A 23,579-nucleotide genomic window follows, 5' to 3' on the forward strand; every position below is an offset into this window, starting at 1 on the left:
TCCTTAATGCCTCTGAAATCCCAAACGCAGCCCCCATGCATAATGGACAGGGAGCCCGGGATAGTAAAAACGCGGAAGGTTATTCCCAAAGGAAGGAGCATTGACCAGGATCATGGAGGCATAATGCTGATTGGTAAGATTGTTTACAGAAGCATACAGATCCAGTTTCCAATTCCCGACATCTTGCTGATAACCAAGGGTTAAGTCAAGCAAATGATAGGCCTCACTATAACGGGTGTTCAGGTCATTCATTGGCATTCGCCCCGACAGGCTGAAAGCTGCCCTTGCATAAAGCCCGCCCATGAAATGAAAGGAAAGTCCGGAATTCAGAAAATGGCGGGGTACCCCGGGAATTTGCTTCCCGGAATAATCCACACCCTCATCCACAAAGTCACGGAAGCGGAACTCATTAAAGCTATAAGCCATTCGCCAGGAAATTTCACGAAGATCCAACCATTTGCCTTTCAGGGTTTCTGACCGAAACAATTTCCCATTGAATTCAACTTCAATCCCTTGGTGCACGGAGCTTCCTGCATTTCTACCGACCCATGCATCGGGTCCTACCCTTTCGGCCACCAGCAAATCACTGACCATCATGCGATAAAAACTCAGATCATAAAACAACTGGTGATCCAGAATGCTTCCTCTGAATCCCGATTCCAGGTTCCAGCTTTTCTCAGGCAGGATGTCGAGGTTCACAAAACCATCGGGGGTGAGGGTTTCGGCGATAGAGGGAGGAGAAAATCCATGGCTAAGGGTAACAAAGGCTGCATGGTACTTGTTGTAGCGAAAGTTGGCGCTCAAGCGGGGGCTTAAAATAATGCCGTAACGATAAATGGCTGATCGATCTGCCCCCTCTGCCTGCCGGAGGTCCTGGTAATTCACCCGGTTGGTATTTGCGTTCAATCCGGCCGAGAGATTCAAACGACCATAATCCAGATCGGCCTGAGCAAAGAAATTAAAGAACCGAATGGATTCGCGATGGCTGCTGATGATCTGTCCCTGACCTTGATCAAGTCCTTGGTTTTCATAGGTTCTGTAACGGAAGTCTTCAAAAAACAGCTCAGCCCCTCCGCTGATTTTCCAATACATCAATCCCTTTGCGGGAGACCAGGAAGCCTGGATGCGGGTGCCAGCGCTTATGCGGTCTTCATAAAGAAAGTCCCAGGGGCGCCGTTCCATTTCATTATTCAGGGTGGAAAACAGGCTAAGGTCAAGTTGCCAATCGGTAGTGAAAGCGTGAGTACCCGAAATTCCGGCAAGCCATTTCCGGGAATCTTCAAAGCCTTTTGCATTTCCCCAACTGGCGGCGGCCGCCCGGGGATCATTCATAAAAGTCAGACTGTCAACAGAACTAGGGATATAACCCTTCATTCCAGAATAATACAGCAGGGCGGTTGCCTTTGTTTTCTGATCCATGATATACTGACCAATTCCGGTAAGGGCGTCCCGGCGGTATTCGCTGTTCTGGCGGTAACCATCCATGGAGGTCCGGCTGTAAACCAGGCTGCCGGAAATGTCTTCGCGTGAACCGTCAAGCAGGAGGCTGTTCCTGAGCAGTCCATAAGAGCCCACCTGGGTGGTACTGGTTATTCCTGATGGGCGAAGGGAAGGCTGGCGTGAGACTATATTGATGGTCCCTCCCAATCCCGCTCCGTAAACACTAGTGGCTGGTCCCTTAATGATCTCCAGGCGCTCAATGATCGAAGGATCAATATGCTCAACAATAGAGGTTCCTGAACCATTTGTAAGGGGAATGTTATTGAAATAAGCCCTGATCTTGCCTGTGGAGTATGGCTCACGGGCGCCGATGCCCCGGATGGTAATCCGGCTGGTGCTCAGGGTTCCTGAATGGGTAAATACCCCGCTGGCCTGCTGAAGGAGGGGTATCACTGTGACCGGATTTTCAGATTCGATTTGGGCCTGAGAGATGAGGGTCAGGGAGCCAGGGATTGACAATAACCTTCGTGTGGCATTAAAGGCTGTTACCACAACTTCCTTCAAGGTATCCCCTTCAATAGCGGGAGGCATGTTATCCTGTCCCCGTATTGACAGAGAAAAAATGATCAGGGAAAAAACAAGAATTCCTTTCTTACACATCCTGAAATAACCAACAATAAAACTTCAATCTTGTTCTAAAAAATTATTTTTTACTTTTTTTATTACGATATGTTGCAAATTAAAACTTTTTCGTAACTTTGTGAAAGTAATTGTAACATTGTATATGAAAAAAACCAGCAGAAAATATACAGCATTAGTGAGCAGTGCAAAGGATCTTTTCTGGAAACATGGTTTCAAGCGGGTTTCAGTGGAAGAGATCTGCCACACTGCTTTGGTAAGCAAGATGACCTTCTACCGGTATTTTGCAAACAAAACGGAGCTTGCCAAGGCCGTTTTTGACCAGGTGGTTGATGATGCCATCGGCAGGTTTAAGGGAATCATGGCTGATGATCAAACGAATGCAATGGAAAAGATGCAGCAGATCCTGCAGATGAAACTGGAGGGCACCAATGATATCAGTCCGGAGTTTCTTCAGGATTTCTACAGTTCTCCTGAACTTGGGCTTTCTTCACACATAGAAAAGAAAACTCATCAGGTTTGGGAAGAGATCATCAAAGATTTCAAACTTGGACAACAGAAAGGATGGTTTCGCAAGGATTTTAAACCCGAAGCTTTTTTTGTAATATCAACAAAAATAAGTGAAATGCTTTCCAGTCCCGAATTGCTGAATTTGTATGACAACCCCCAGGAACTGGTGATGGAGCTGACTAAATTGTTCACTTTTGGAATCGTGCCCGGGGAAGGAAACGAGAAGCCTAGTGAGTGACGAGTATTGAGAAAAGAAAAAAAATAAGCGATGTTTAAAAGGGCATTCATACTACCTGGATTTTTGATGCTGCTGGTTTTTCAAGGCCACAGCCAGCCTGTTTTTGATTTCCAGGGACAGGCCTCTGCCTGGGTCAATGTGAACCCCGGCAATTCGTTACCGCTTTGGGCAGGGGCCCGTTACCTTCCGCAGTTGAATTTCAGCCTGTTACCGGAGGGGAGCCCCCAAGTTGACTTTGAATTTTCAGCTAACATGAACGGGAGCGGGGGTTTACATCCTTTTGACAGCCTGCACACGGAAGGAAAGATCAAACCTTACCGGGCCTGGGCCCGTTTTTCCACCAGCCAGCTGGAAGTTAGGCTGGGTTTGCAGAAGATCAACTTCGGATCAGCCAGCATGCTAAGGCCACTGATGTGGTTTGACCAGGTGGACCCGCGCGACCCCCTTCAGCTTACAGACGGAGTCTGGGGATTGCTGGGGAGATATTATTTTCTGAATAATACCAATATCTGGCTATGGGGGTTATATGGTAATGAAGGGCCCAAGACCTGGGAAATAGGCACCACTACGCCAAAGACCCCTGAATACGGAGGGCGTCTGCAGGTCCCTGTGCCCCGCGGAGAAGGGGCTCTGACCTTCCATCACCGCAAGGCTGACATAGAATTCCCCGGAATGTACATTACATTCCCCGAAATCTCTGAGAACCGCTATGGATTTGATATCAAGCTGGATGTGGAAGTAGGCTTATGGCTGGAAGGCACCTGGATCAATAAGCGCCAGGATCTTTTCGACTTTACCAACCAGGAAATCCTGAACCTGGGAATGGATTATACTTTCAACCTGGGAAATGGACTGAACATAATCCTTGAGCAGTTGCTTTTCTCCTATGACAGGGATCCCTTCGCTTTAAAAAACAAAACCCATTTCTCAGCTACTTCTCTTTCTTACCCCATAAACATTCTCGACAATATCAGTACCATCTTCTATTACGACTGGACCAACAAACATTGGTATTCCTTTGCCAGCTGGCAGCGTCAATTGAACCGGTTCACCTTTTACCTGATGGGGTTCTGGAACCCGGAAACTTTTCAGTTGCCGCAGCAATCGGAAGGTGCAGAAATGTTTGCCGGAAAAGGTTTTCAGATTATGATCGTGTATAACCACTAAATTCTTTGTTCTGACTTCTGACAAAAAAACACCGCCATGGAAATCATTGAGATCAAAAACCTGGTTAAGCGCTTCCCGATGGGGAAGGGATATTTTACCGCCCTCAGGGAAATAGACCTGAGCTTTGGTAAGGGCGAATTTGCCGGACTGGTAGGGCCAAGTGGTTCAGGGAAAACCACTCTGCTCAACATCATAGGCTCGCTGGATGTGCCCACAGAAGGAACCGTCAACGTAATGGGGAAAGGCATTGGCAAACTAAGTCAAAAGGAAGCCGCCCAATTGCGCAAGGAAAGCCTGGGGTTTATTTTCCAGAGTTATAACCTGCTGCAGGTGCATACCGTGTATGAGAATGTAGAGTTTCCGCTATTATTGCTAAAGCTGGGCGGGGCAGACCGGAAAAGGATGGTGATGGATGCCCTGGAATGGGTAGGTCTTACCGACAAGGTCCAGTCCAAGCCCCCTCAGCTTTCAGGGGGAGAGTGCCAGCGCGTTGCTATTGCCCGGGCCATGGTCAAAAGACCATCGCTTGTATTGGCGGATGAGCCCACCGCAAACCTGGATGCAGCCAACTCTCATAACATTTTGAAAATGATGGAAAATCTGAACCGAGAGCTGAAAACCACTTTCCTTTTCGCCACCCACGACGAGAAGGTGATTAATTACCTGCACCGCAAGATATTTTTGCTGGACGGCAGGGTTGACAATGAGGAAATAATTCAAAAAAATTAAAACACTGAACCATGAGACTCGCAATCAAACTGGCATACCGAAACCTGATCGGGGCCGGGCTGCGAACCTGGCTAAACGTGTTCGTGCTTTCATTTTCCTTTGTTGTGATCATTTGGATCAAGGGGATCCTGGTGGGTTGGGATCATCAGGCTAAGACCGACATGACCCAATACCAGATCGCCGGGGGGCAATATTGGCACGAAACCTATGATCCTTATGACCCATTGACCCTTGATATCAGCAATGCGCCCATCCCTGGCGAAGTGATGCCTGAAATAGGAGCAGGCGACATGGAACCCACCCTGCTCATTCCAGGGCACATTTTTCCCCAGGGGCGCATGCAGGCTGTGACCATCACGGGCATCCGGCCGCAACAGACCTTGTGGAAACTTCCTGCTCAAAAGCTGGATACCGTTGTGGAGTCTATCCCTGCATTCATTGGCCATATGATGGCCAATAATACTAAACTAAAAACAGGGGACCGGGTTACCCTTCGCTGGCGGGACGCCAATGGCACCTTTGATGCTGCAGAGATCGTGATCGTCGACATTTTCTCTTCCAATGTCCCTGCCGTAGAAATGGCCCAGGTTTACATTCCCCTGGACCGCCTGGAAACATTGACTCTGCTTGAAGGCCATGCCACCATTCTCACTTTCCGCGACCCGGATGCCCCCAGGCCTGAATTAACAGGCTGGACCCTGAAACCCAAAGAGGTCCTCACCAAACAAGTAGACGACCTGATAAAAACCAAAAGTGCTGCACAGACGGTTCTGTATGCCATATTGCTTTTGCTGGCTATGCTGGCCATATTCGACACCCAGGTACTTTCCATTTTCAGGCGGCAGAAAGAGATTGGCACCTATATAGCCCTTGGATATACCCGCAGGGAAGTAGTAGGGCTTTTTACCATTGAGGGCACAATGCATGCCGTACTTGCAGCCCTTGCGGCGACCCTTTATGGCTTACCATTCCTTTACTGGCAGTCAAAAGTAGGCTGGACCCTGCCAATGGATGCCAGTGAATTTGGGATGGCAATGGCCCAAACCCTTTACCCGATATATACCCTTGGGCTGGTGGTATCGACCGTATTGCTGATGATGATCACCACAGCAATTGTCAGCTACCTGCCTTCACGAAAAATTGCCAAAATGAATCCAACTGAAGCTTTAAGGGGGAAACTGCAATGATAAAATTTCTCATCAAAGGATTGATTCGCGACAAGAGCCGGAGCCGCCTGCCCATCATTGTGGTAACCATAGGTGTTTTCCTTACCGTTTGGCTCCACGCATATATTAAGGGTTTTATGGGAGAGACCATAGAACTCAACGCCCGGTTTACTCACGGGCACGTCAAGGTAATGACCCGAGCTTATGCTGAAGAGATGAATCAGCTGCCCAATGATCTGGCCCTGCTTGATGTTTCTTCCCTGATGGAGGATCTCTCCCAGCAATTTCCTGACATGGAATGGGCTGAGCGCATCCAGTTCGGAGGTCTGCTCGACGTGCCGGATGAACAGGGTGAAACCCGCGCGCAGGGGCCTGCAGCGGGAATGGGACTGGACCTGCTCTCGAAGGATTCCAGGGAAGCGGAGCGGCTTGGCCTGGAAAGGGTGCTGGTCAGGGGAAGCCTCCCTGAACAGCCTGGTGAAGCATTGATCAGCGAGGTCTTTTCCAAAAAAATGGACATTCAGCCCGGGGATGAAATCACCCTCATTGCCTCCAGCATGAATGGAAGCATGGTCATGTATAATTTCAAGGTATCGGGGACCCTCTCCTTTGGGGTTGAAATGCTCGACAGGGGAACCATTCTGGCTGACATTGAAGACATCCGCATGGCCCTGGACATGCAGGATGCCGCAGGAGAGATCATTGGTTTTCTTGGCGGGGGGTATTATGAGGATAAACTTGCAAAGGAAACTGCAGGTGCCTTCAATGCCCAGTATGAAGAGGACCCGGATGAATTTGCCCCTGTAATGAAGACCCTGGGGCAGCAAGGCAGCATGGACACTTACATCCAAATGGCTGGAGTATGGTCGTATTACATCTCTCTCGTTTTCATTTTTGCCATGGGTCTAGTTTTATGGAATGCCGGGCTGCTTGGTGGGCTCAGGCGGTATGGTGAGGTAGGCGTTCGCCTGGCTATGGGAGAAGAAAAAGGTCACATTTACCGGACCATGATCTATGAATCGGTCATCATTGGTTTGGTGGGCTCTGTGATCGGTACTTCTTTGGGCCTGCTTCTAGCCTGGTATATGGAGACTCATGGCATAAATATTGAAGGAATGATGGACGGAGCTTCTATGATGATGCCCAACACCATTCGCTGCCGAATTACCCCACCGGACTTTTACCTAGGATTCATTCCAGGGGTGTTATCCACAGTGATTGGTACCGCCCTTTCAGGTATTGGAATTTATAAACGGCAAACAGCCAAGTTGTTTAAAGAGCTGGAAGCTTAATTTTGGAAATGAAAAATGAAAATGAAAATGAAAAATTTTAGGACATGTTCATTGATAATGGGTCTCTTCCTGCTGGCCTCCAAAGGCTTAGCTCAACCTTCGGCTAATGAGATCCTTGATCGTGTGGACCGCAATACTTATTCGGAGACCAGTATTTTGGAATCGAGTATGACGATCAATGGACGGAGAGGAAGCAGGACTATGACAGTTCGCACTTATTCAGTGGGTGACACTCAATCGTTTTCCGAGTACCTCTCACCTCCCCGGGATGCAGGTACAAAAATGCTGAAACTGGAAGACCAGTTATGGATTTATTCGCCTGCCACAGACCGTATCATTCAAATCTCGGGACACATGCTGAGGCAGTCGGTAATGGGTTCCGACCTGTCATATGAAGACCTGATGGAAGACCGCAAGTTAACGGATGTATACGAGGCAGAATTTCTGGGAGAAGAAACCATGGATGGCCGGCCAGCCTATGTGCTTCATTTGAAGGCCAGGGTTCCTGACCTGGCCTATGATTCCAGGAAGATATGGATCGATGCCGAGCGTTTTGTTCCCTTGCGGGAGGATCTTTTTGCAAAAAGCGGGCAATTGCTGAAAAAAACTATCTTTTCGGATGTAAAGCAAATCGACGGTCGCTGGTATCCCACCACCATGGTCTTCAAAGACATGCTCAAACAAGGCGATGGCACGGAATTTAAGGTCCTCACCATCAGATTTAATGAAGACATCCCTGAACACATTTTCAGCAAAGCTTCACTCAGGAGGTAAAAGATGATCAGCAAATTTTCTAACTGGCTGCTCAGGCAAGCCAATGGGCTCATTATTTTGATCCTTATAGCGCTGCTGGTGGTTTTCAATCGTTTCCTCTTCCCTTACTTCATTGTTCATTTTGGCCCCGGTGAAGGAATGCCCCTACTCGACACTCTTTTCGGCTTCAGACCCGATCAGGCCAATTACCTGTTAAGCAGCTACGGGGAGGCAGGAAGGCAGGGATATATAACAACCATTGCGGTAATTGACTCCCTGTATCCATTTGTTTACGGCGGGTTGATGGCATTCTCCATGAGCTGGACCCTGAAAATGACGGGGTTTCATGGAACGTCCCTGCAGAAGCTAAACCTGCTTCCTGTGACTGCCATGATCTTCGACTTTGTAGAGAATGCCGGCATCCTGGGCCTGCTGAAGCTATTTCCACATAAGGCCACTGCCCTGGCTGGCTTCACTTCCATTATGGGTATGGCCAAATGGGTCCTGGTTTTCCTTTCCATTCTGATCATCATTGGATTGTCGGTTTGGGGCCTGATCAGTTCCTTAAAGAGAAAATGAGATTCTATGAATTATACAGTCGGTGTGGTTTGGAAAAGATTTAAAAATTTCTACTTTTACGCCATTAAAATCTTATCCAATGCAACTACCCCGTTTGATTTCTCTTTTTGCCATGGTTTCCATGACAATCGTAATGGTTTCCTGCCAGCCTTCTAAAGAAAAACTGGCGCATAAAGCAAAAGCTATCCACCAGGAGGTGCTCACGCTTGACAGCCATACCGATACGCCCTTGCGGATGATGCGCAGCAGTTTCGACATCAGTGAGCGCAATGAATCACAGGGGCGTGCCGGAAAAATCGACTTCCCGCGAATGGCAGAAGGTGGTCAGGATGCCGCTTTTTTTGCCGTTTTCCTCAGCCAGGGACCACTTAACCCGGAAGCCTATGAAAGGGCGAAGAGTCAAGCCATCGATTTATTCGATATGCTTCACCAGACCCTTGAAAAGCATCCGGATCAGGCCGAATTGGCGCTGACCCCAAAAGACGCTTACCGTTTGGAATCAGAAGGGAAAAGAGCCATTTATATCGGACTGGAAAACGGATACCCTGTGGGGGAAGACTTGTCCATGGTGGAAGCTTTTTACGATTTGGGCGCCCGCTACATTACCCTCTCCCATACGCGTAACAATCAAATATGCGACTCCTCAACCGATGAAGAAGGCCCCCTGCACGATGGGCTTTCCGGTTTCGGCCGTGAAGTGGTCAGCGAAATGAACCGCCTGGGAATGATGGTAGATGTGAGCCACATCTCTGACAAAGCATTTTATGACGTTCTGGAAGCCACCAAGGCACCTGTCATTGCTTCACACTCCAATGCCAGGGCCATTTGCAATAATCCTCGAAACCTGGACGACGATATGCTGATTGCACTGGCCGAAAATGGCGGGGTAATACAAATGTGCGTGTTGAGCAGCTATGTAAAAGAACTTCCGGCCAATGCCCAGCGCGACTCGGCCTTTGCTGCCATGCGTGCCGCCTTCCCTGACCGTGAGCTGCTTTCAGAAGAAGAAATGGATACACTGCGAAGCATGTGGGACGAGATCAACCGCCAATATCCCGCCCCCATGGCTACCGTGTCCGACCTGGTCGACCACATCGACCACATCGTGAACCTCATCGGCATCGATCACGTTGGCATTGGAACCGACTTCGACGGAGGCGGGGCCCTGGAAGACTGCTACGATGTGACCCAAATGGGAAACATTACCCTTGAACTGGTAAGCCGCGGTTACAGCAAAAAAGACATTGAGAAGATCTGGGCAGGCAATTTCATGCGCGTATTCCGCGAGAACGAAAGGATAGCCGGCAAGCGGTCCTGATCTTTTCCCCTCCAGATTTGCGCTTTTGGTTAACCAAGGTCTCAATAATGAACCTCACCGCATGTTCTTTGTTGAATATTTAACAACATGGTTTTCCTTGTGGTTTTTACGTTGATCAATACTCAAATCCATGAAAGTTTTTTCAAGGTTTATTGCTCCTGCTTTTATTTTATTGCTGTCTTTTTTTATGCAGTATGGCATCCAACCGATCGGCATTGACCATCCTGAGTTTATTGCAGGCATGAAAAAAGCCGGCGAGGTCCTTTTCGTGATTAGTGTCACTTGGGGAATCGTTGCCCTGATAAGTATCCTGAAGAATCAGCTACTGAAGAATTATGACCTCAAGGAATCCAATAACCTGGATACGCGAAGAGTGTATACCCAATACAACATCCTTGAAAAAATCCTTATTTTTATTGTTATCCTCATCGGAATTGCTGTTGCCTTGATGCTGTTCGAGCAAGTGCGCAACATAGGCATAAGCCTTTTTGCCTCTGCAGGGGTGGCAGGGATTATCCTCGGTTTATCAGCTCAGAAAGCCTTGGGGTCCATTCTTGCGGGTTTGCAAATAGCCATTACTCAGCCAATTCGTATTGATGACGTAGTGATCGTTGAAAATGAATGGGGATGGATCGAAGAGATCAATTTGACATATGTAGTAGTACGCCTTTGGGATAAACGACGCTTGGTGGTACCCACAACATACTTTCTGGAAAAGCCTTTTCAGAACTGGACACGTACTTCAGCTGACATCCTTGGTTCCGTTTTCCTTTATACGGACTACAGTCTTCCGATAGAAGCCCTGAGAGAAGAACTTACCCGCCTATTAAAGGCCACCACTCTATGGGACGGAAAGGTGAATGTGTTGCAAGTTACGGATGCAAAGGAACACACAATGGAGATCCGTGCCCTGATGAGTGCACCTACCAGTCCGGAAGCCTGGGACCTGCGTGTATATGTGCGTGAGAAACTGATTTCTTTTATACAGCGTGAATATCCTCAATGCCTGCCCCGGACCAGGGTAGTTATTAAGGAAAATCCAGAGGACAAAACGGCAATGACTTAATGTTTTTCTAAAAGTTTTAATAACTCCAAGGCATCGGCCTGATTCTTCAGTACGTTTTTGGCAATTGTTGAAAGCATCCCCACACGGATGGACCATGCATGCACGGGAAGCGATTGGAAAAGCATCTCATCGGACCATCCGGCTCCCATAGCCATCACAAAATCATAGGGCTTGCGCGAAAGCCAGTGCATGGCCAGCTCTCCCTTGTTAATACCCGAGTTGCTAACCTCTATCACCCGGTGGCCCGTGAGCACTTGTACCCCAATATTGGTGGTAATGGAAAGCAAATGGTCGCTTACTTCTTTTGAAAGGAAAGCAGCTTGCTCAATATCAGCCTTGTGATAATACCAGGAAATGGAATAATCGCGCTCTTCCATGTATGCTCCCGGCAAACGGTCGGTATACATCTCCAGGATGGGTATCACTTCTGCTTTCCACTCATTACTAAGCGGTTTAAACAATTCCCAGTCGCCTTGCAGGGCCTCCCTGATCCAGCAGCCATGCTCTGCGGTCAGGTTCACTGGGGTATCCCCAAGCCAGGCATCCAGGTCTTCCTTCCCACGACCACTGATAATCACAATATCAGTCTTTTCGGTCCGGTTAAGATTTGTCAGCAACTCGATGAGTTCCGGACCCGGTTTGGCCTTCTTTAAATTGCTATGGATGGGAACCAGGGTTCCATCGTAATTTACAATGATCAAACGGTTTTTTGCTTGTTGGTATTCTTTTAGCAACTGGTCCTTCAGGTCCGTTTTTAGTAATCTGGCTTCAGAAGTATAATTTGAAATTCGGCTGGTTTTAAGCAAACTCTCAACAAAGTCGTATGCCCATTTGGTCACATTGTAACGCTTCAGCCTCTTCTGCATGATGTCATTGCGCCTGATCTGCTCTTCTTCCGGTATATTGAGGGCTTCAGCAATCCCATCAGCAATCTCATAAATGTTGTTTGGGTTGATGATAATGCTTTCACCAAGTTCTTTGGCAGCACCTGTAAATTCACTGAGCACCAGAACGCCAAGTTTGTCGCGAAGGGAGGCAACATATTCCTTGGCAACAAGATTCATTCCATCGCGAAGTGGGGTAATCAGCGAAACATCACTCAGGCGGTACTGCGCAATTAACTCTTTGTGAGGCAGGGACGTAAACTGGTAAATGATGGGTGTCCAATCAAATTTCCCGTAATTGCCGTTGATATTTCCAACTAGTTCATCCAGCCTGCGCTTGATCTTCTGGTAGGAAGTTACCCCAGTCCGTGAAGGAACCACAATCATATTGAGAAACACTTTTCCGTGCCACTCTGGATTTTGCCGCAGGAACAGTTCAAAGCCCTGCAGCCGGTTTACCAGTCCCTTGGAATAATCCAGCCGGTCCACGGACAGGATTACCCGGGGTTCACCCGGGCCTGGTTTCTCAGAGGGGAAAGGGGAAACATCCATATTGTGAAACTTGTCAAACTCAATTCCCATTGGGAAGGTTGCCACCCGGACAACACGGTCGGGAAGGTTTATGGTCCCCATATGGTTTTCCATTCCAAGGATCCTTAACACTGCCCGCAAAAAATACTGCGTATAATCGTGTGTATGGAAACCTATAAGATCAGATCCCAACAATCCTCTCAGAATCTCTGTCCTGCTTTCTTTGGGAAACAGCCGGTACATTTCAAAGGAGGGAAAGGGGATGTGCAGAAAAAACCCGATTGGGTTATTCACTCGTTTTCGAAGCATGGCCGGCAACAACATCAGATGGTAGTCGTGAACCCACACAATATCATCAGGCCGTAAGACCTTTAAGATCTCCTCACAGAATATCTCATTAGAACGAATGTACTCATTCCAGTATTCCCTTTCAAAACTGGCATAGTTGGGGAAATAATGGAACAGCGGCCAAATTGTCTTGTTGCAAAAGCCCAGGTACACCTTATCCATTAGCTTCTGGGAAAGAAAAACTGGCGATGCATTATATTTTTCCTCAACAGTGGAGCGCACCTTTGCCTGATCTCCCTCCTCAATAGTCATCCCTGGCCATCCCATCCAGATGGAATCTGTAATTTCTTTTTCATCCTTGCCCAAGCCCTTCAGAAAATCACTAAGTCCTGAAACCAGTCCTCCAGCGCTTTTCTCAAAATGGAATTTTCCGTTTTCCTGGCTTAATGCCACAGGTAAACGGTTAGAAACGATTAATAATCTCATGGTATTATTATTAGAGGTAAAATATTTTACAGTCGTTGGTTTCAAAAAGGTGAGTCACGCCTTTTACGCCTATGGTCACAGGATTAGCCCATCCTTTATCAAATTGTATACTTAACTTCTTTTGATTAATGATCAGTTTCATCCAATGACCACGATAGCGCAGATGGAAACTCACCAATGCAATGTCATCTGGCAGCCTGGGATTGAACCATAACACATCGTCCCGTATTTCAAGTCCGCTATAGCAACGCTGCACCAAGTCGAGAGTGCCAGCCATGGCACCCAAGTGGATACCTTCATGTGTGGTTCCACCCTGGACGTCCCTGAAATCACTCATAAGAGCCTCGCGAAAACGCCTCCAAGACTCATCGCGACGCGAACGGGCATACACCCATGCATGGATGACCTGGCTCAGGGTCGAGCCGTGGGCAGTACGCTTGCGATAAAATTCAATGTTTTTTGGAATGCTGTCCGGATCAAAATTATATCCCAGCTTTTTAAAAATGGCACTTAACTCCTCTTGCGAAAAAAGATAAAACAACATGAGCACATCGGCCTGTTTACTGGCCTTATAGAAATTGCAGGAGTCACCTTCTGACTCCAGGATACGATCGAGGCGTAATGACTTGCTTCCATATTTTTTGTAGTAATGCTGCCAGTCGAGTTCCTTCAAATTCTCATACCCCTCAAATTGCATGATGATTTGTTCCTTGTTGAATGGAACATGCATCTTTTTAGTAATATCTTTCCATTTGTCAATATCTTCAGGAGTATATTCAACTTTATGGGCGAGATTAATGCAACAGGACTGATCGAGCAGTTCAAGCAAATCCAACGCATGCTGAATGACCCATACGGCCATAATATTGGTATAGGCATTGTTGTGAAGCCCAGGTTCTTCCGAATCAGGATAGTGTGTATGGTACTCATCGGGGCCCATTACGTTCCGTATTTCATACCTTTCAAGTTTTTCATTAAATTGAGCGATACTCGACCAGAACAAAGCCGTGGAAAGAATTAATTCTGCCCCATGAGAAAGCAGGAAGTCCATGTCGCCCGTACTTTGGTAATAATGCCATACGTTGTATGGGATTGCCGCATTGATATGATGTTGCAAATGGGATACATCTGGCATCCAGCGTCCTGATTCAGGGTTCAAATGCACTTTCTGGGTCTCTTCCCGACCATTGCTTCCGCTTTGCCAGGGAAACATGGCACCGCGATAACCAGCCTCACGGGCCGCATCTTGTGCTTCAGGCAAACGACGGTAACGGTACATTAGCAAAGAGCGTGACAACTGCGGATGGTGAAGGTCAATAAACGGCTGTATGTATAGCTCATCCCAGAAAATATGTCCACGATAGGCCTCTCCATGCCATCCCCTTGCAGGAATGCCAATGTCGTAGTCTATGCTGTTGTTGGAAACCGTCTGGTAAAGATGGAATATATGCAACCGCAGCACTAACTGATCGAAGCCATTGCTGGTTTTTATCACAATGTCGTTGTAATGCCACAAATGCTCCCAAACCTGGGAATGTTTTTCTTCCAGCAATTCAAAAGAAGGCATCCTTTGGATCAGATTCTTGGCCTCATTCAGGGGATCACTGATGGCAAAGTCGCGCGAAGTGAATAAAGCAGCTGTCTTCTCTAAGGTGATGGTGTTTCCCTGAATGATTTCAATTTTAAAATCGCCTGCAATGAAATCCTCCTGCTCTGCCTTTTGCTGCTTTAACTCAAGAAGTTTTTCCCCTTGATAGCATTTCAATTGAGCGCCCTGGGCCATTATGATCTGCGACTGACGGCTACGGCTTACTAAAAATACAGAAGTATCCCCAATGGCCCCCTTTTCCAGTACTTCAATATGATCCTGATTCAGGTCAGCATATCGGGCCACGTTATTGTTGATAATACATCCATCAATGCCTGAACGAAAGGTCACTTTCCCACTCCAGTTTTCAGCCTTGAATTGCCATTGCAGAGCCGATAAATGATAGTTATCCATGCTCACAAGTCTTCGGCTAATAATGCTAGTTTCCCTCTTCTCAGCATCGCAAAAACGCATGATCCGCTCTAGAATGCCTGCCTTCAAATGCAACCGAGTTTCAAAATGAAGGATTTCCACGTGCTCCAGGTCAAACCATTCCCCGCCATCGATTCTGAAATTTAAAAACATCCAGTTGGGCCAGTTAACCAAGTCTTCATTCTCAATGATCTTGTTCTGAACAACCGATTTCAAACGATTGTACCCTCCGGCCAAATAAGTTCCCGGATAATTCCAATCCTTTCCCGCAATCTCATCCTTATCCTTAAATTCTTCCCTAACCTTAGATTTAGCCTCAGCATTACCCTTTGCCATTCTTTCAGACCCAGTCTTATTCCTTGCCATTTCAAGCCCACCGCGGATCACAAAATAACCGTTACCAAGTGAGCATAGGGCTTCCTGAAGCGGATGTTCCTTTTTGTCAAATCCCTTGTATATTACTGTCCAGTCTTGATCCATTAACAATTCCTTTCTCAGGTATTTTTACGGTTTTTATATAATTCAATCAGTTTTTCAAAGAAAATCCTGACCTGGTAAACATTCTTCAGGGAATATCGGGCATGGGTTTTTTGCCCGTGACCACCTACCAATATCCCAATGCCTTTCCCCTTAAGTGTTTCGAAAGCGTCTTCATCAGTAATGTCATCTCCAATGAAAACAGGGATGCTTTCGTCCTGGTTTTCCAAGCTGAGAGCCTCAAGGATCCATTCCACCGCTTTGCCTTTATGCCAATCCAGGTCAGGCTTGATCTCAACGATCTTTTTACCCTCACCGATCTTATGTCCCGGGTACTTTTCCAGCATCTGCCTGGCCACCTCATATACCACCTCTTCGTCTTGCTGGCGGGCATTTCGGAAATGGATTCCTATGGCATATCGCTTGCGGTCGAGTTGAGTGCCTTTGGTCCTCTTTTCAAGCATTTCCTTCACCTCCACTTCCATTACATCAAGTTTGGGAATGATTTTTTTTGAATCAGGGTGTTCCATCGATAAGCCCCCAGGACCACTTATGATATATCCGTGGCTGCCAGCGTAGATAAGTTCTTTCAATCCAACCAGGTTTTCCACATCTTCCTTATCCCGACCTGTGACAATCGCCACTTTAAAGATTTCAGCCAGGCTGCGAAGGGTCTCTTTCATATCATTCGAGATGACAGCATCTTCTGGCCGGGGAACTATGGGGGTCAATGTGCCGTCATAATCCAGGAAAATGGCGGGAGTTCTTTTCAAAAGAATTTCAAATAACTTATGATTTTCCGGAAAAACGGGGGTTCCCTGCTGTGAAAAATATTCCTCAAGCAATGCTTGATCCTCAAGACCCAATTCCTCAAAATCGTCAATGCAAATATCAGCTCCGTTTTGAAGCAGGGCATTTCGATTGTTAAAACGGTTGACACCTACAACCAGGCCGAAAAAACCCCGCTGACCTGCCTGCACTCCTGATATGGCATCCTCAAATACAATGGAATTCTCAGGACAGGCATCAAGCCTGCGGGTGGCCTCCACAAAAATATCGGGGTCAGGCTTTCCTTTCAATCCAAGTTCTTCTGAAACTAAGCCATCCACAAAGACATCGAAAAAAGCCTGCAGACCTGCTACCTCAAGGATCTTCTGACAATTCTTACTCGATGAAACAATGGCGGTTTTAAATCCTTTTTGCTTCCATTCCTTTAAACGATGAACCGCCTTGGGGTATACCTCTACCCCATCCCTATCAAGGATCTCATTAAACATCCGGTTCTTGATGTTACCCAAGGCACAAATGGTTTCAAAGCCTGGCTCATCATCCGGTTTTCCAAAAGGAAGACTGATCTCGCGCGAATCGAGAAAACTCCGTACACCCTCATAGCGGGGTTTCCCATCAATATATAGCTGGTAATCTTCTTCCGACAGGGGTGCCTGTTCTGCATGGCTTTTGGCAAAAAAAAGGCCAAACATCTCTTTCCAGGCTTTTTTGTGGGTTCTGCGGGTCTGGGTGATGACCCCATCCAGATCAAAAATCAGGGCATCAATAATTGATCTGTTTATTGTTTGCTCGGTCTTGTCTCCCATATTTTTTCATTTAATCAAATATTTATATTGATAGACAGTAAATAAATATAAACCCCTAATATAATCATTTCCGCGAAGGTTTCCAAACCCCTCCTCCTTTTTGCCCAAAAAGAATAATGAGCAAACCTCCAATCATAATGCATCTCGCAAGGGTTGGAAACAATATCGATATTTACAGAAAACTCAGAAGTTACCTCTCCTGGATTGCACAAAAACAACGAGTGATTTTGGCTGAATAGATATTTCAAATGCGCCCTCATATCCCCGCATTAAGGGATTATGACCATCTTCCATGGTCCCTCCCCAACATTTATGTGCTGAATACAAAACCAATTCTTTTCCTTCCCCCTCCCCTTTGGCTATCTTCCCCTTAAAAGGTTTTTCAGAAAAGTTGAACACAAAAAGCATTTTTCCCAGGTAAAGGGTTTTCAAAAGAAACAATACCTTATCCCTTTGAAGCGACCGTACATGCAAATTTATCTTCTTACCCCTACTGAGCAGGGCATGTTCTTTTCTAAGTTTAATACATTCTTTATAAAACCTCAGGAGTCTTTCTTTTTGGGGATGATCCCGGTAATTCCACTTTAAATGGGAGCGCTGAAAACTCTCTTCTGCCTGCGGATCTGGGGGCTCTCCCCCTTTCAGTGAAAACCTGAATTCACGTTTGCGGCCTGCTCGAACCAACGCAGCCAAACGCTCGCTGCCGTGACTGGTAAAATAAAGAAAAGGGTTGTCCTCACCATACTCTTCACCCATAAAAAGCATAGGTACAAAAGGCCCAAGAAGCAATGCCCCGGCAGCCAGTTTTAAGCTTTCAAAATCCACCAGGGTTGTCAAACGTTCACCCAGCGCGCGGTTGCCCGTCTGGTCATGATTTTGTGTAAATACTATAAATTTATGAACAGGATATCCAGTAGCGGGCTTGCCAAAGATCCTTTTACGAAAAGACGAATAAACGCCATCGTATACAAAGGCATCCCGATAGGACTTTACCAGGTGTGAAAACTTTCCAAAGTCCTGGTAATAACCCTGACGCTCTCCCGTAAGCAAGGCATGCAGCGAATGGTGCCAGTCATCACACCATTGTGCATCCAGACCAAGACCACCCTTTCCCCCTGGCTCAAAAACCATTGGGTCATTAAGGTCACTTTCGGCAATAAGAAAATGGTTACCCCCTTTGGAGGCATTCAATTGACTCACGGATTCACTCAATTCCTGCAGAAAGTGCTTAGGGCTTTTATCAAAAATGAAATGAATTGCATCCAGTCGCAGTCCGTCTAAATCAAAATCACGCAACCACATCAGGGCATTCTCCAGGAAAAAACTTCGAACACCAGCGCTGCCCTTCCCGTCAAAATTCAATGCCATACCCCAGGGGGTTTTATACCGTCGGGTAAAATACGGTCCAAAGGCTCCTAAAATATTGCCTTCAGGTCCGATATGGTTATACACCACATCCACGATCACTGCCATTCCCAATGTATGGCAAGCGTTAATCAGGTTTGCCAAGCCTGTAGCCCCTCCATAAGAATGCTGAACGGCATAAGGAAAAACCCCGTCGTAACCCCAGTTGCGCGCGCCCGGAAAGGATGCCACAGGCATTAGTTCTATGGCATTCACACCCAATTCCTCCAAATAAGGCAATTTTTCAATTACTCCTTCAAAAGTACCGGAGGGGGTATATGTTCCCACATGCAGCTCATAAATGATCAGATCTTGCAGGGGGATCCCCTGCCAGCCCTCCACCCTTTGGCTTCTGATGGTATTTAGATTCAGAACTTCAGAGGCCCCGTAAACCCCATCAGGCTGAGAAAAGGATGCAGGGTCAGGATAGCGGTCCTTCCCATTGATCTCAATGAAATAGCGCGTTCTAGGTTCAAGCCCGTGACAATCCCCCTGCCACCAGCCCTCAGCGACACGCTCCAGCGGATAACGCTTTTGCTCTGCCGTAACAACTTCCAGACTGCGGGCAACTGGCGCCCAGCAAAGGGCTTGTGCCAGATCCCCACCTGGAAAATGTATCCCCGGAAGCATCCTTCTGTTCATAAAGGCAGCATTTGTCTGCTTTAAAAAAAATTTGAATATAAAACCCAGATTGTTCTACTCCTGCGCTTGTTCAATATCGGCTTTGATCCTATGCAAAGCCTTTATCGGAATGATCAGTGAACGGGGCTCTTTCTTCATAAAGTTTCCTATCTCACGAATGGCTTTCTCAAAAATGAAAAGATTCAGCAGGTTTTGAATATGTTGATCATTGACCGGGATCAGCCCGGAAGCACGGGCCTCTTTTACATAGCCCCGAACAAAGGTCTCGTAAACCTTTTCATACCAGCGCTCCACCAGCCGCCGCAGGTAATGTTCATCCACTGGCACGAACTCTTTGCGAAAGAAATACCCCTCATAAACAATATAATGAAACGAAGTCAGCAGCGAAGCAACATCCTTAAGGGGACAATGCTTAATCTTACGCACACTCAGCGGAAACTCCACCTCTCCCTCAAAGTCGGTAAAGATAAAGTCCTTTCCTGTAAACAATAATTTGTCGAGTTTCAAATTCCCGTGAATACGCGTCTTAAAAGAAGCGATTTTCCCCTTTTCAAGTATCATTTGCATATGTCCAAGGTAAATGTCCTGACCATCCATTACTTCCTGAAGCAATTTTTGGTTACCTTTTTCCAGTTCTTCCATCTGGTTACGGGCGTAACTGAAAGTACGCTTTACGAAAGTCCGCAGCGATTGATACAACGACTTCTGGTATAACAAGGAAAAGGGCTCCGGTTCAAAACCTTTAATATCTTTCAAAGAAGCAAGAGCCAGATGCAATTCTGCAGTGCGTTTCCCCAGTTGTTCCACCATCTCCAGGAAAAATGGTCCAATAAGTTCCTGCAGGGCCTCTTCTGAAAGTATGGGATCCTTCAAAAGCTCATCCCGCTCGCTGATCACCTTGTCAAAGAATTGTTCAATGGCAGTCTCCGTCATTTCCCGGGCATTCCCCGCATTGGGAATCAGGTCTTCCAGCATGGCCATTGAAGTGGTCTCCATCCCAGGATTATGATAATCGATGCGACCCACATAGGCAGGTATTGCCTGAAACGGGGTGTGACGGGTGAGATGTTTCAGGACCTCCACATCCGGATTCTCCCCTTCCTGAGGATTGCGATACAATTTAAAGAAAAACTTGTCACCAAAGGTCACCGAAGTATTGGATCGCTTACAGGCAACCACCTGCGTCTTCAGAAAAGCATCTTCGGGGTTCAGCTGCCTCAGCCGTCTCCCCGAGGAACCTTCAAACTCACCCTCAAGTCCCTTCAGTTTTGCTCGTTTACGAATTAATCCATACAATACCTCTTCGACATAGGGATCAAAAACCCCGTCGTAAAGCAGCCCGTCCTCCCCATCCATCCTGATCGGGGCAATCACCGCTTCAGGGTTCCTGGCCCGCATTTCTGCAGCACGATTGTTAAAGGCCAGGGATACCGGCATCATATAGATATCCTTGTTACTCTCGATCAGGTCTAGCTGAACAATAAACAGGAAAGGGGTATCTCTTTCCTTCTGGAGTGACAAGATATCAACGATCTTGATATCGCGTAACTTCCGGGCATTGCCGCTAAACCACTTGCTGCGCTTGATGTGGTCGTATAAGTAATATTTTATGGAATCCTGCAACAAAGGTCTCATTTCCTTCCACTGCCGGCGGCTGCAGGTTAACAATTCAAGGTTCGCATCTCCTTCCGAGATCTCTTTGCCTGGCTTGCGAAGCTCAAACCAAAAATAATTTTTAAACTGCATACTGAATGTCCAGGGTTCATCGGTGATGAGCGGAAAGTCATTGCGGCTGAAGATTTCCATTGGAACCGAACCAATATACTCATGCAGGTCCAGTTCAACGCTCTGCGAATAGCGCGAGAGGTTGACCACAACTAAGATAGTCTCTTCCTCATATTCCCTGACAAAAGCCAGGACCTTTGGGTTATTGGTGTTCACAAAACGGATGCTGCCCCTTCCAAAAGCCTTATATTGCTTACGCTTGGCAATTACCCGCCGCTTCCACCACAGAAAGGAAGAAAGATTGCGTTCCTGGTTCTCCACATTAACGGTGGAATAATGATAGTTGGAGTCGATGACCACCGGAAGATAAAGTTTCTGGGGATCAGCGGCCGAAAAGCCTGCATTTTTGTCGGGCGACCATTGCATGGGGGTGCGCACCCCGTCGCGGTCTCCGAGGTAATAGTTATCCCCCATCCCGATTTCATCCCCATAATAAACGATGGGAGTCCCGGGCATTGAGAACAACAAGAAGTTCAGCATTTCGATGCTGCGAAGGTCACCTCCAAGCAAGGGAAAAAGCCGACGCCGGATACCCACGTTTACTCGCTTGCGAGGATCCTGCGCAAACGACTTATACATATAATCGCGTTCCTCGTCAGAGACCATCTCCAGGGTTAACTCATCATGGTTACGCAGGAATATGGCCCACTGGCAGTTGTCGGGAATTTGTGGGGTTTGCTCCATGATATCAACCACTGGAAAACGATCTTCCATCCGCAAGGCCATATAGAGGCGCGGCATCAGCGGAAAATGAAAGGCCATGTGACACTCATCACCATTGCCAAAGTATGCGCGTGAATCGTTGGGCCATTGATTGGCTTCTGCCAAAAGCATTCGCCCGGGATAATGGTCATCCACATATTTCCGCAGCTTTTTTAAATATGCGTGGGTCTCAGGCAAGTTTTCACAATTGGTGCCCTCAGCCTCAAACAGATAGGGTACCGCATCCAGCCGAAAACCATCCACGCCCATCTCCAGCCAAAAATCAAGGATCTTCCGGATCTCAGCCTGTACACGCGGGTTCTCAAAGTTCAGGTCAGGCTGATGCGAATAAAAGCGGTGCCAGTAATAAGCTCTGGCCTCATGGTCGTAGGTCCAGTTCGATACCTCGAAGTCCTGAAAGATGATCCGGGCATCCTGATACTTATCAGGTGTATCGTTCCACACATAAAAATCGCGATAAGCACTGCCGGGCTTGGCCTTGCGCGCCCGCTGAAACCACTTGTGCTCGGTAGAGGTATGGTTCAGCACCAATTCGGTGATGACCCTTAACCCTCGCCGGTGTGCTTCCTTTACAAAACGCCGGAAGTCAGCAAGCGTCCCGTAATCAGGATGTATGTCGGTGAAATCAGAGATATCATAGCCCCCGTCTTTCAATGGAGATGGATAAAAGGGCATGAGCCAGAGGGTGTTGACCCCCAGTCGCTGAATATAATCCAGCTTCTCGATCAGCCCCCTGAAATCCCCGATGCCATCCCCGTTGCTGTCGTAAAACGAACGAACGTGAGTTTGGTAAATGATGGCATCTTTGTACCAAAGAGAATGGTCAGGCTCAGAATTTAATAAACGCATAGATGATGGAAAGTGGAAATTATTTGACAGAATTTCAATGTATTACAAAGATACAAAAAATAAAAAAAAGATCCTGAAGGCTGGTTTTCAGGCATTTTTATTTATATTTGAATCAGATGAACGCTGACAAGGCAAAAATGAAAACCGTTAAGTTATTCTTCCTTTCCATGCTGCTGATGGGACAGTTGGCTGGAGCCCCGCTGATAACACCTGAGGCCATGGCCCGGCATTACAAGGAGCCCCTGGTGCGTGTCTTTGAATACCGCGACCTGCTCAAGGGCGTACATCCCTTTGTCAGCAACCTCTACCCCATTGCCGTGGCCCAGGATGGGCAATTCTACGTCTTTGACCTGGACTCCACCCGAACCCAATACCGTCTGGTGACGCACGCACCCACAAACATGCCCGTGCCTGAAGGGGTGCGGGCGGCCTTCCCGCTAGATTTTTACGGGGGAAAGGCCGCTTGCATCGTCACCGGTGATGTGTTCGACACCCCCTTGGGTTACCTCACCATCTTCCACGAGTTCATTCATTGCCACCAATGGGAAACGGTGGAACCTGCCCTGCGCGAAACCCTGCCCCTGGCCCGGCATGCGGCCGAAAAACAGGATTTCATGTGGGAAATGAACCATCCCTTCCCCTATGACGATGACCGCGTGGAAGAAACCTACCGGCGAATGCTCGGCGCCCTCGACCGCGGCGACGAAGAAGCCCTATGGCTCAACAGCAAAGCCCTGCAGCAAATGCTCAGCCCTTTCGACTACCAATATATGGTTTGGCAACAATGGAAAGAAGGATTTGCTCTTTTTATTGAAAACAAACTCCGGCAACAACTTGGCCACAAAATCAACCGGGTTGGGCGCAACGGCGACTTCAGCCGGCTCTCCTTTTACGCCGGAGGAGAAGCCCTTATCCGCTTCCTCGTTGATCAGGACCCTGACTTATCCACTGATCTTGAAGCGCTTTTCCGAAAAATGATGGAGATCGGATGATCCTTA

Annotated in this window: 16 protein-coding genes; 10 read left to right on the plus strand and 6 right to left on the minus strand. The window is 47.3% G+C overall.

Annotation, left to right across the window (positions count from 1 at the left end; translation table 11 throughout):
• Positions 1-3 precede the first annotated feature (3 nt).
• Entirely contained in the window at positions 4-2,031 is a 2,028-nt protein-coding gene (locus tag V2I46_09765) for a TonB-dependent receptor (GenBank protein ID MEE4177785.1), read from the minus strand.
• A gap of 193 nt (positions 2,032-2,224) precedes the next feature.
• Between V2I46_09765 and V2I46_09770 the strand changes: the two genes are divergently transcribed.
• The 9 genes from V2I46_09770 (at position 2,225) to V2I46_09810 (ending at position 10,897) form a co-directional block, all read left to right on the plus strand.
• Positions 2,225-2,827, plus strand: coding sequence for a TetR/AcrR family transcriptional regulator (locus tag V2I46_09770; protein MEE4177786.1), 603 nt, complete (start codon positions 2,225-2,227; stop codon positions 2,825-2,827).
• A gap of 30 nt (positions 2,828-2,857) precedes the next feature.
• A complete protein-coding gene (locus V2I46_09775; GenBank protein ID MEE4177787.1) occupies positions 2,858-3,994 on the plus strand; it encodes a hypothetical protein in 1,137 nt (378 codons plus the stop codon).
• A 36-nt stretch (positions 3,995-4,030) separates the two neighbouring features.
• A complete protein-coding gene (locus V2I46_09780) occupies positions 4,031-4,723 on the plus strand; it encodes an ABC transporter ATP-binding protein (protein ID MEE4177788.1) in 693 nt (230 codons plus the stop codon).
• A gap of 11 nt (positions 4,724-4,734) precedes the next feature.
• Positions 4,735-5,910, plus strand: coding sequence for an FtsX-like permease family protein (locus V2I46_09785; protein ID MEE4177789.1), 1,176 nt, complete (start codon positions 4,735-4,737; stop codon positions 5,908-5,910).
• A complete protein-coding gene (locus tag V2I46_09790) occupies positions 5,907-7,181 on the plus strand; it encodes an FtsX-like permease family protein (protein ID MEE4177790.1) in 1,275 nt (424 codons plus the stop codon). The genes V2I46_09785 and V2I46_09790 overlap by 4 nt, the downstream gene beginning before the upstream one ends.
• Before the next feature lie 27 nt (positions 7,182-7,208).
• Positions 7,209-7,955, plus strand: a complete 747-nt coding sequence (locus tag V2I46_09795; GenBank protein ID MEE4177791.1) for an outer membrane lipoprotein-sorting protein — start codon at positions 7,209-7,211, stop codon at positions 7,953-7,955.
• A 3-nt stretch (positions 7,956-7,958) separates the two neighbouring features.
• Positions 7,959-8,513, plus strand: coding sequence for a hypothetical protein (locus V2I46_09800; protein MEE4177792.1), 555 nt, complete (start codon positions 7,959-7,961; stop codon positions 8,511-8,513).
• 79 nt (positions 8,514-8,592) lie between these two features.
• Complete coding sequence (locus V2I46_09805) at positions 8,593-9,831, plus strand: dipeptidase (protein ID MEE4177793.1); 1,239 nt, start codon at positions 8,593-8,595, stop codon at positions 9,829-9,831.
• Positions 9,832-9,961: 130 nt separating this feature from the next.
• On the plus strand, positions 9,962-10,897 hold the full coding sequence (locus tag V2I46_09810) for a mechanosensitive ion channel domain-containing protein (protein MEE4177794.1): 936 nt from the start codon (positions 9,962-9,964) through the stop codon (positions 10,895-10,897).
• On the opposite strand, the gene V2I46_09815 is transcribed toward V2I46_09810, so the two are convergent.
• The 5 genes from V2I46_09815 to treS form a co-directional block, all read right to left on the minus strand.
• Positions 10,894-13,086 (minus strand): bifunctional alpha,alpha-trehalose-phosphate synthase (UDP-forming)/trehalose-phosphatase, encoded by a 2,193-nt coding sequence (locus V2I46_09815; GenBank protein MEE4177795.1) that lies wholly within the window; start codon positions 13,084-13,086, stop codon positions 10,894-10,896. The two genes, V2I46_09810 and V2I46_09815, sit on opposite strands and share 4 nt — an antisense overlap.
• 10 nt (positions 13,087-13,096) lie before the next feature.
• Positions 13,097-15,586 (minus strand): glycosyl hydrolase family 65 protein, encoded by a 2,490-nt coding sequence (locus V2I46_09820; GenBank protein MEE4177796.1) that lies wholly within the window; start codon positions 15,584-15,586, stop codon positions 13,097-13,099.
• Positions 15,587-15,600: 14 nt separating this feature from the next.
• The gene (otsB, locus tag V2I46_09825) at positions 15,601-17,178 is read right to left on the minus strand and encodes a trehalose-phosphatase (protein MEE4177797.1); all 1,578 of its coding nucleotides are present in this window, start codon (positions 17,176-17,178) and stop codon (positions 15,601-15,603) included.
• Positions 17,179-17,361: 183 nt separating this feature from the next.
• Positions 17,362-19,224: a malto-oligosyltrehalose trehalohydrolase gene (treZ, locus tag V2I46_09830; protein MEE4177798.1), complete on the minus strand. Its 1,863-nt coding sequence runs from the start codon at positions 19,222-19,224 to the stop codon at positions 17,362-17,364.
• Between the two features lie 54 nt (positions 19,225-19,278).
• Positions 19,279-22,581 carry a maltose alpha-D-glucosyltransferase gene (gene treS / locus V2I46_09835; protein ID MEE4177799.1) on the minus strand — a complete coding sequence of 1,101 codons (3,303 nt, stop codon included), beginning with the start codon at positions 22,579-22,581 and terminating at the stop codon, positions 19,279-19,281.
• A gap of 116 nt (positions 22,582-22,697) precedes the next feature.
• On the opposite strand from treS, the gene V2I46_09840 reads away from it, so the two are divergent.
• Positions 22,698-23,573: a hypothetical protein gene (locus V2I46_09840; GenBank protein ID MEE4177800.1), complete on the plus strand. Its 876-nt coding sequence runs from the start codon at positions 22,698-22,700 to the stop codon at positions 23,571-23,573.
• The last annotated feature ends 6 nt before the right edge of the window (positions 23,574-23,579 follow it).

Source organism: Bacteroides sp. (assembly GCA_036351255.1).
Taxonomy (GTDB): Bacteria; Bacteroidota; Bacteroidia; order Bacteroidales; family UBA7960; genus UBA7960.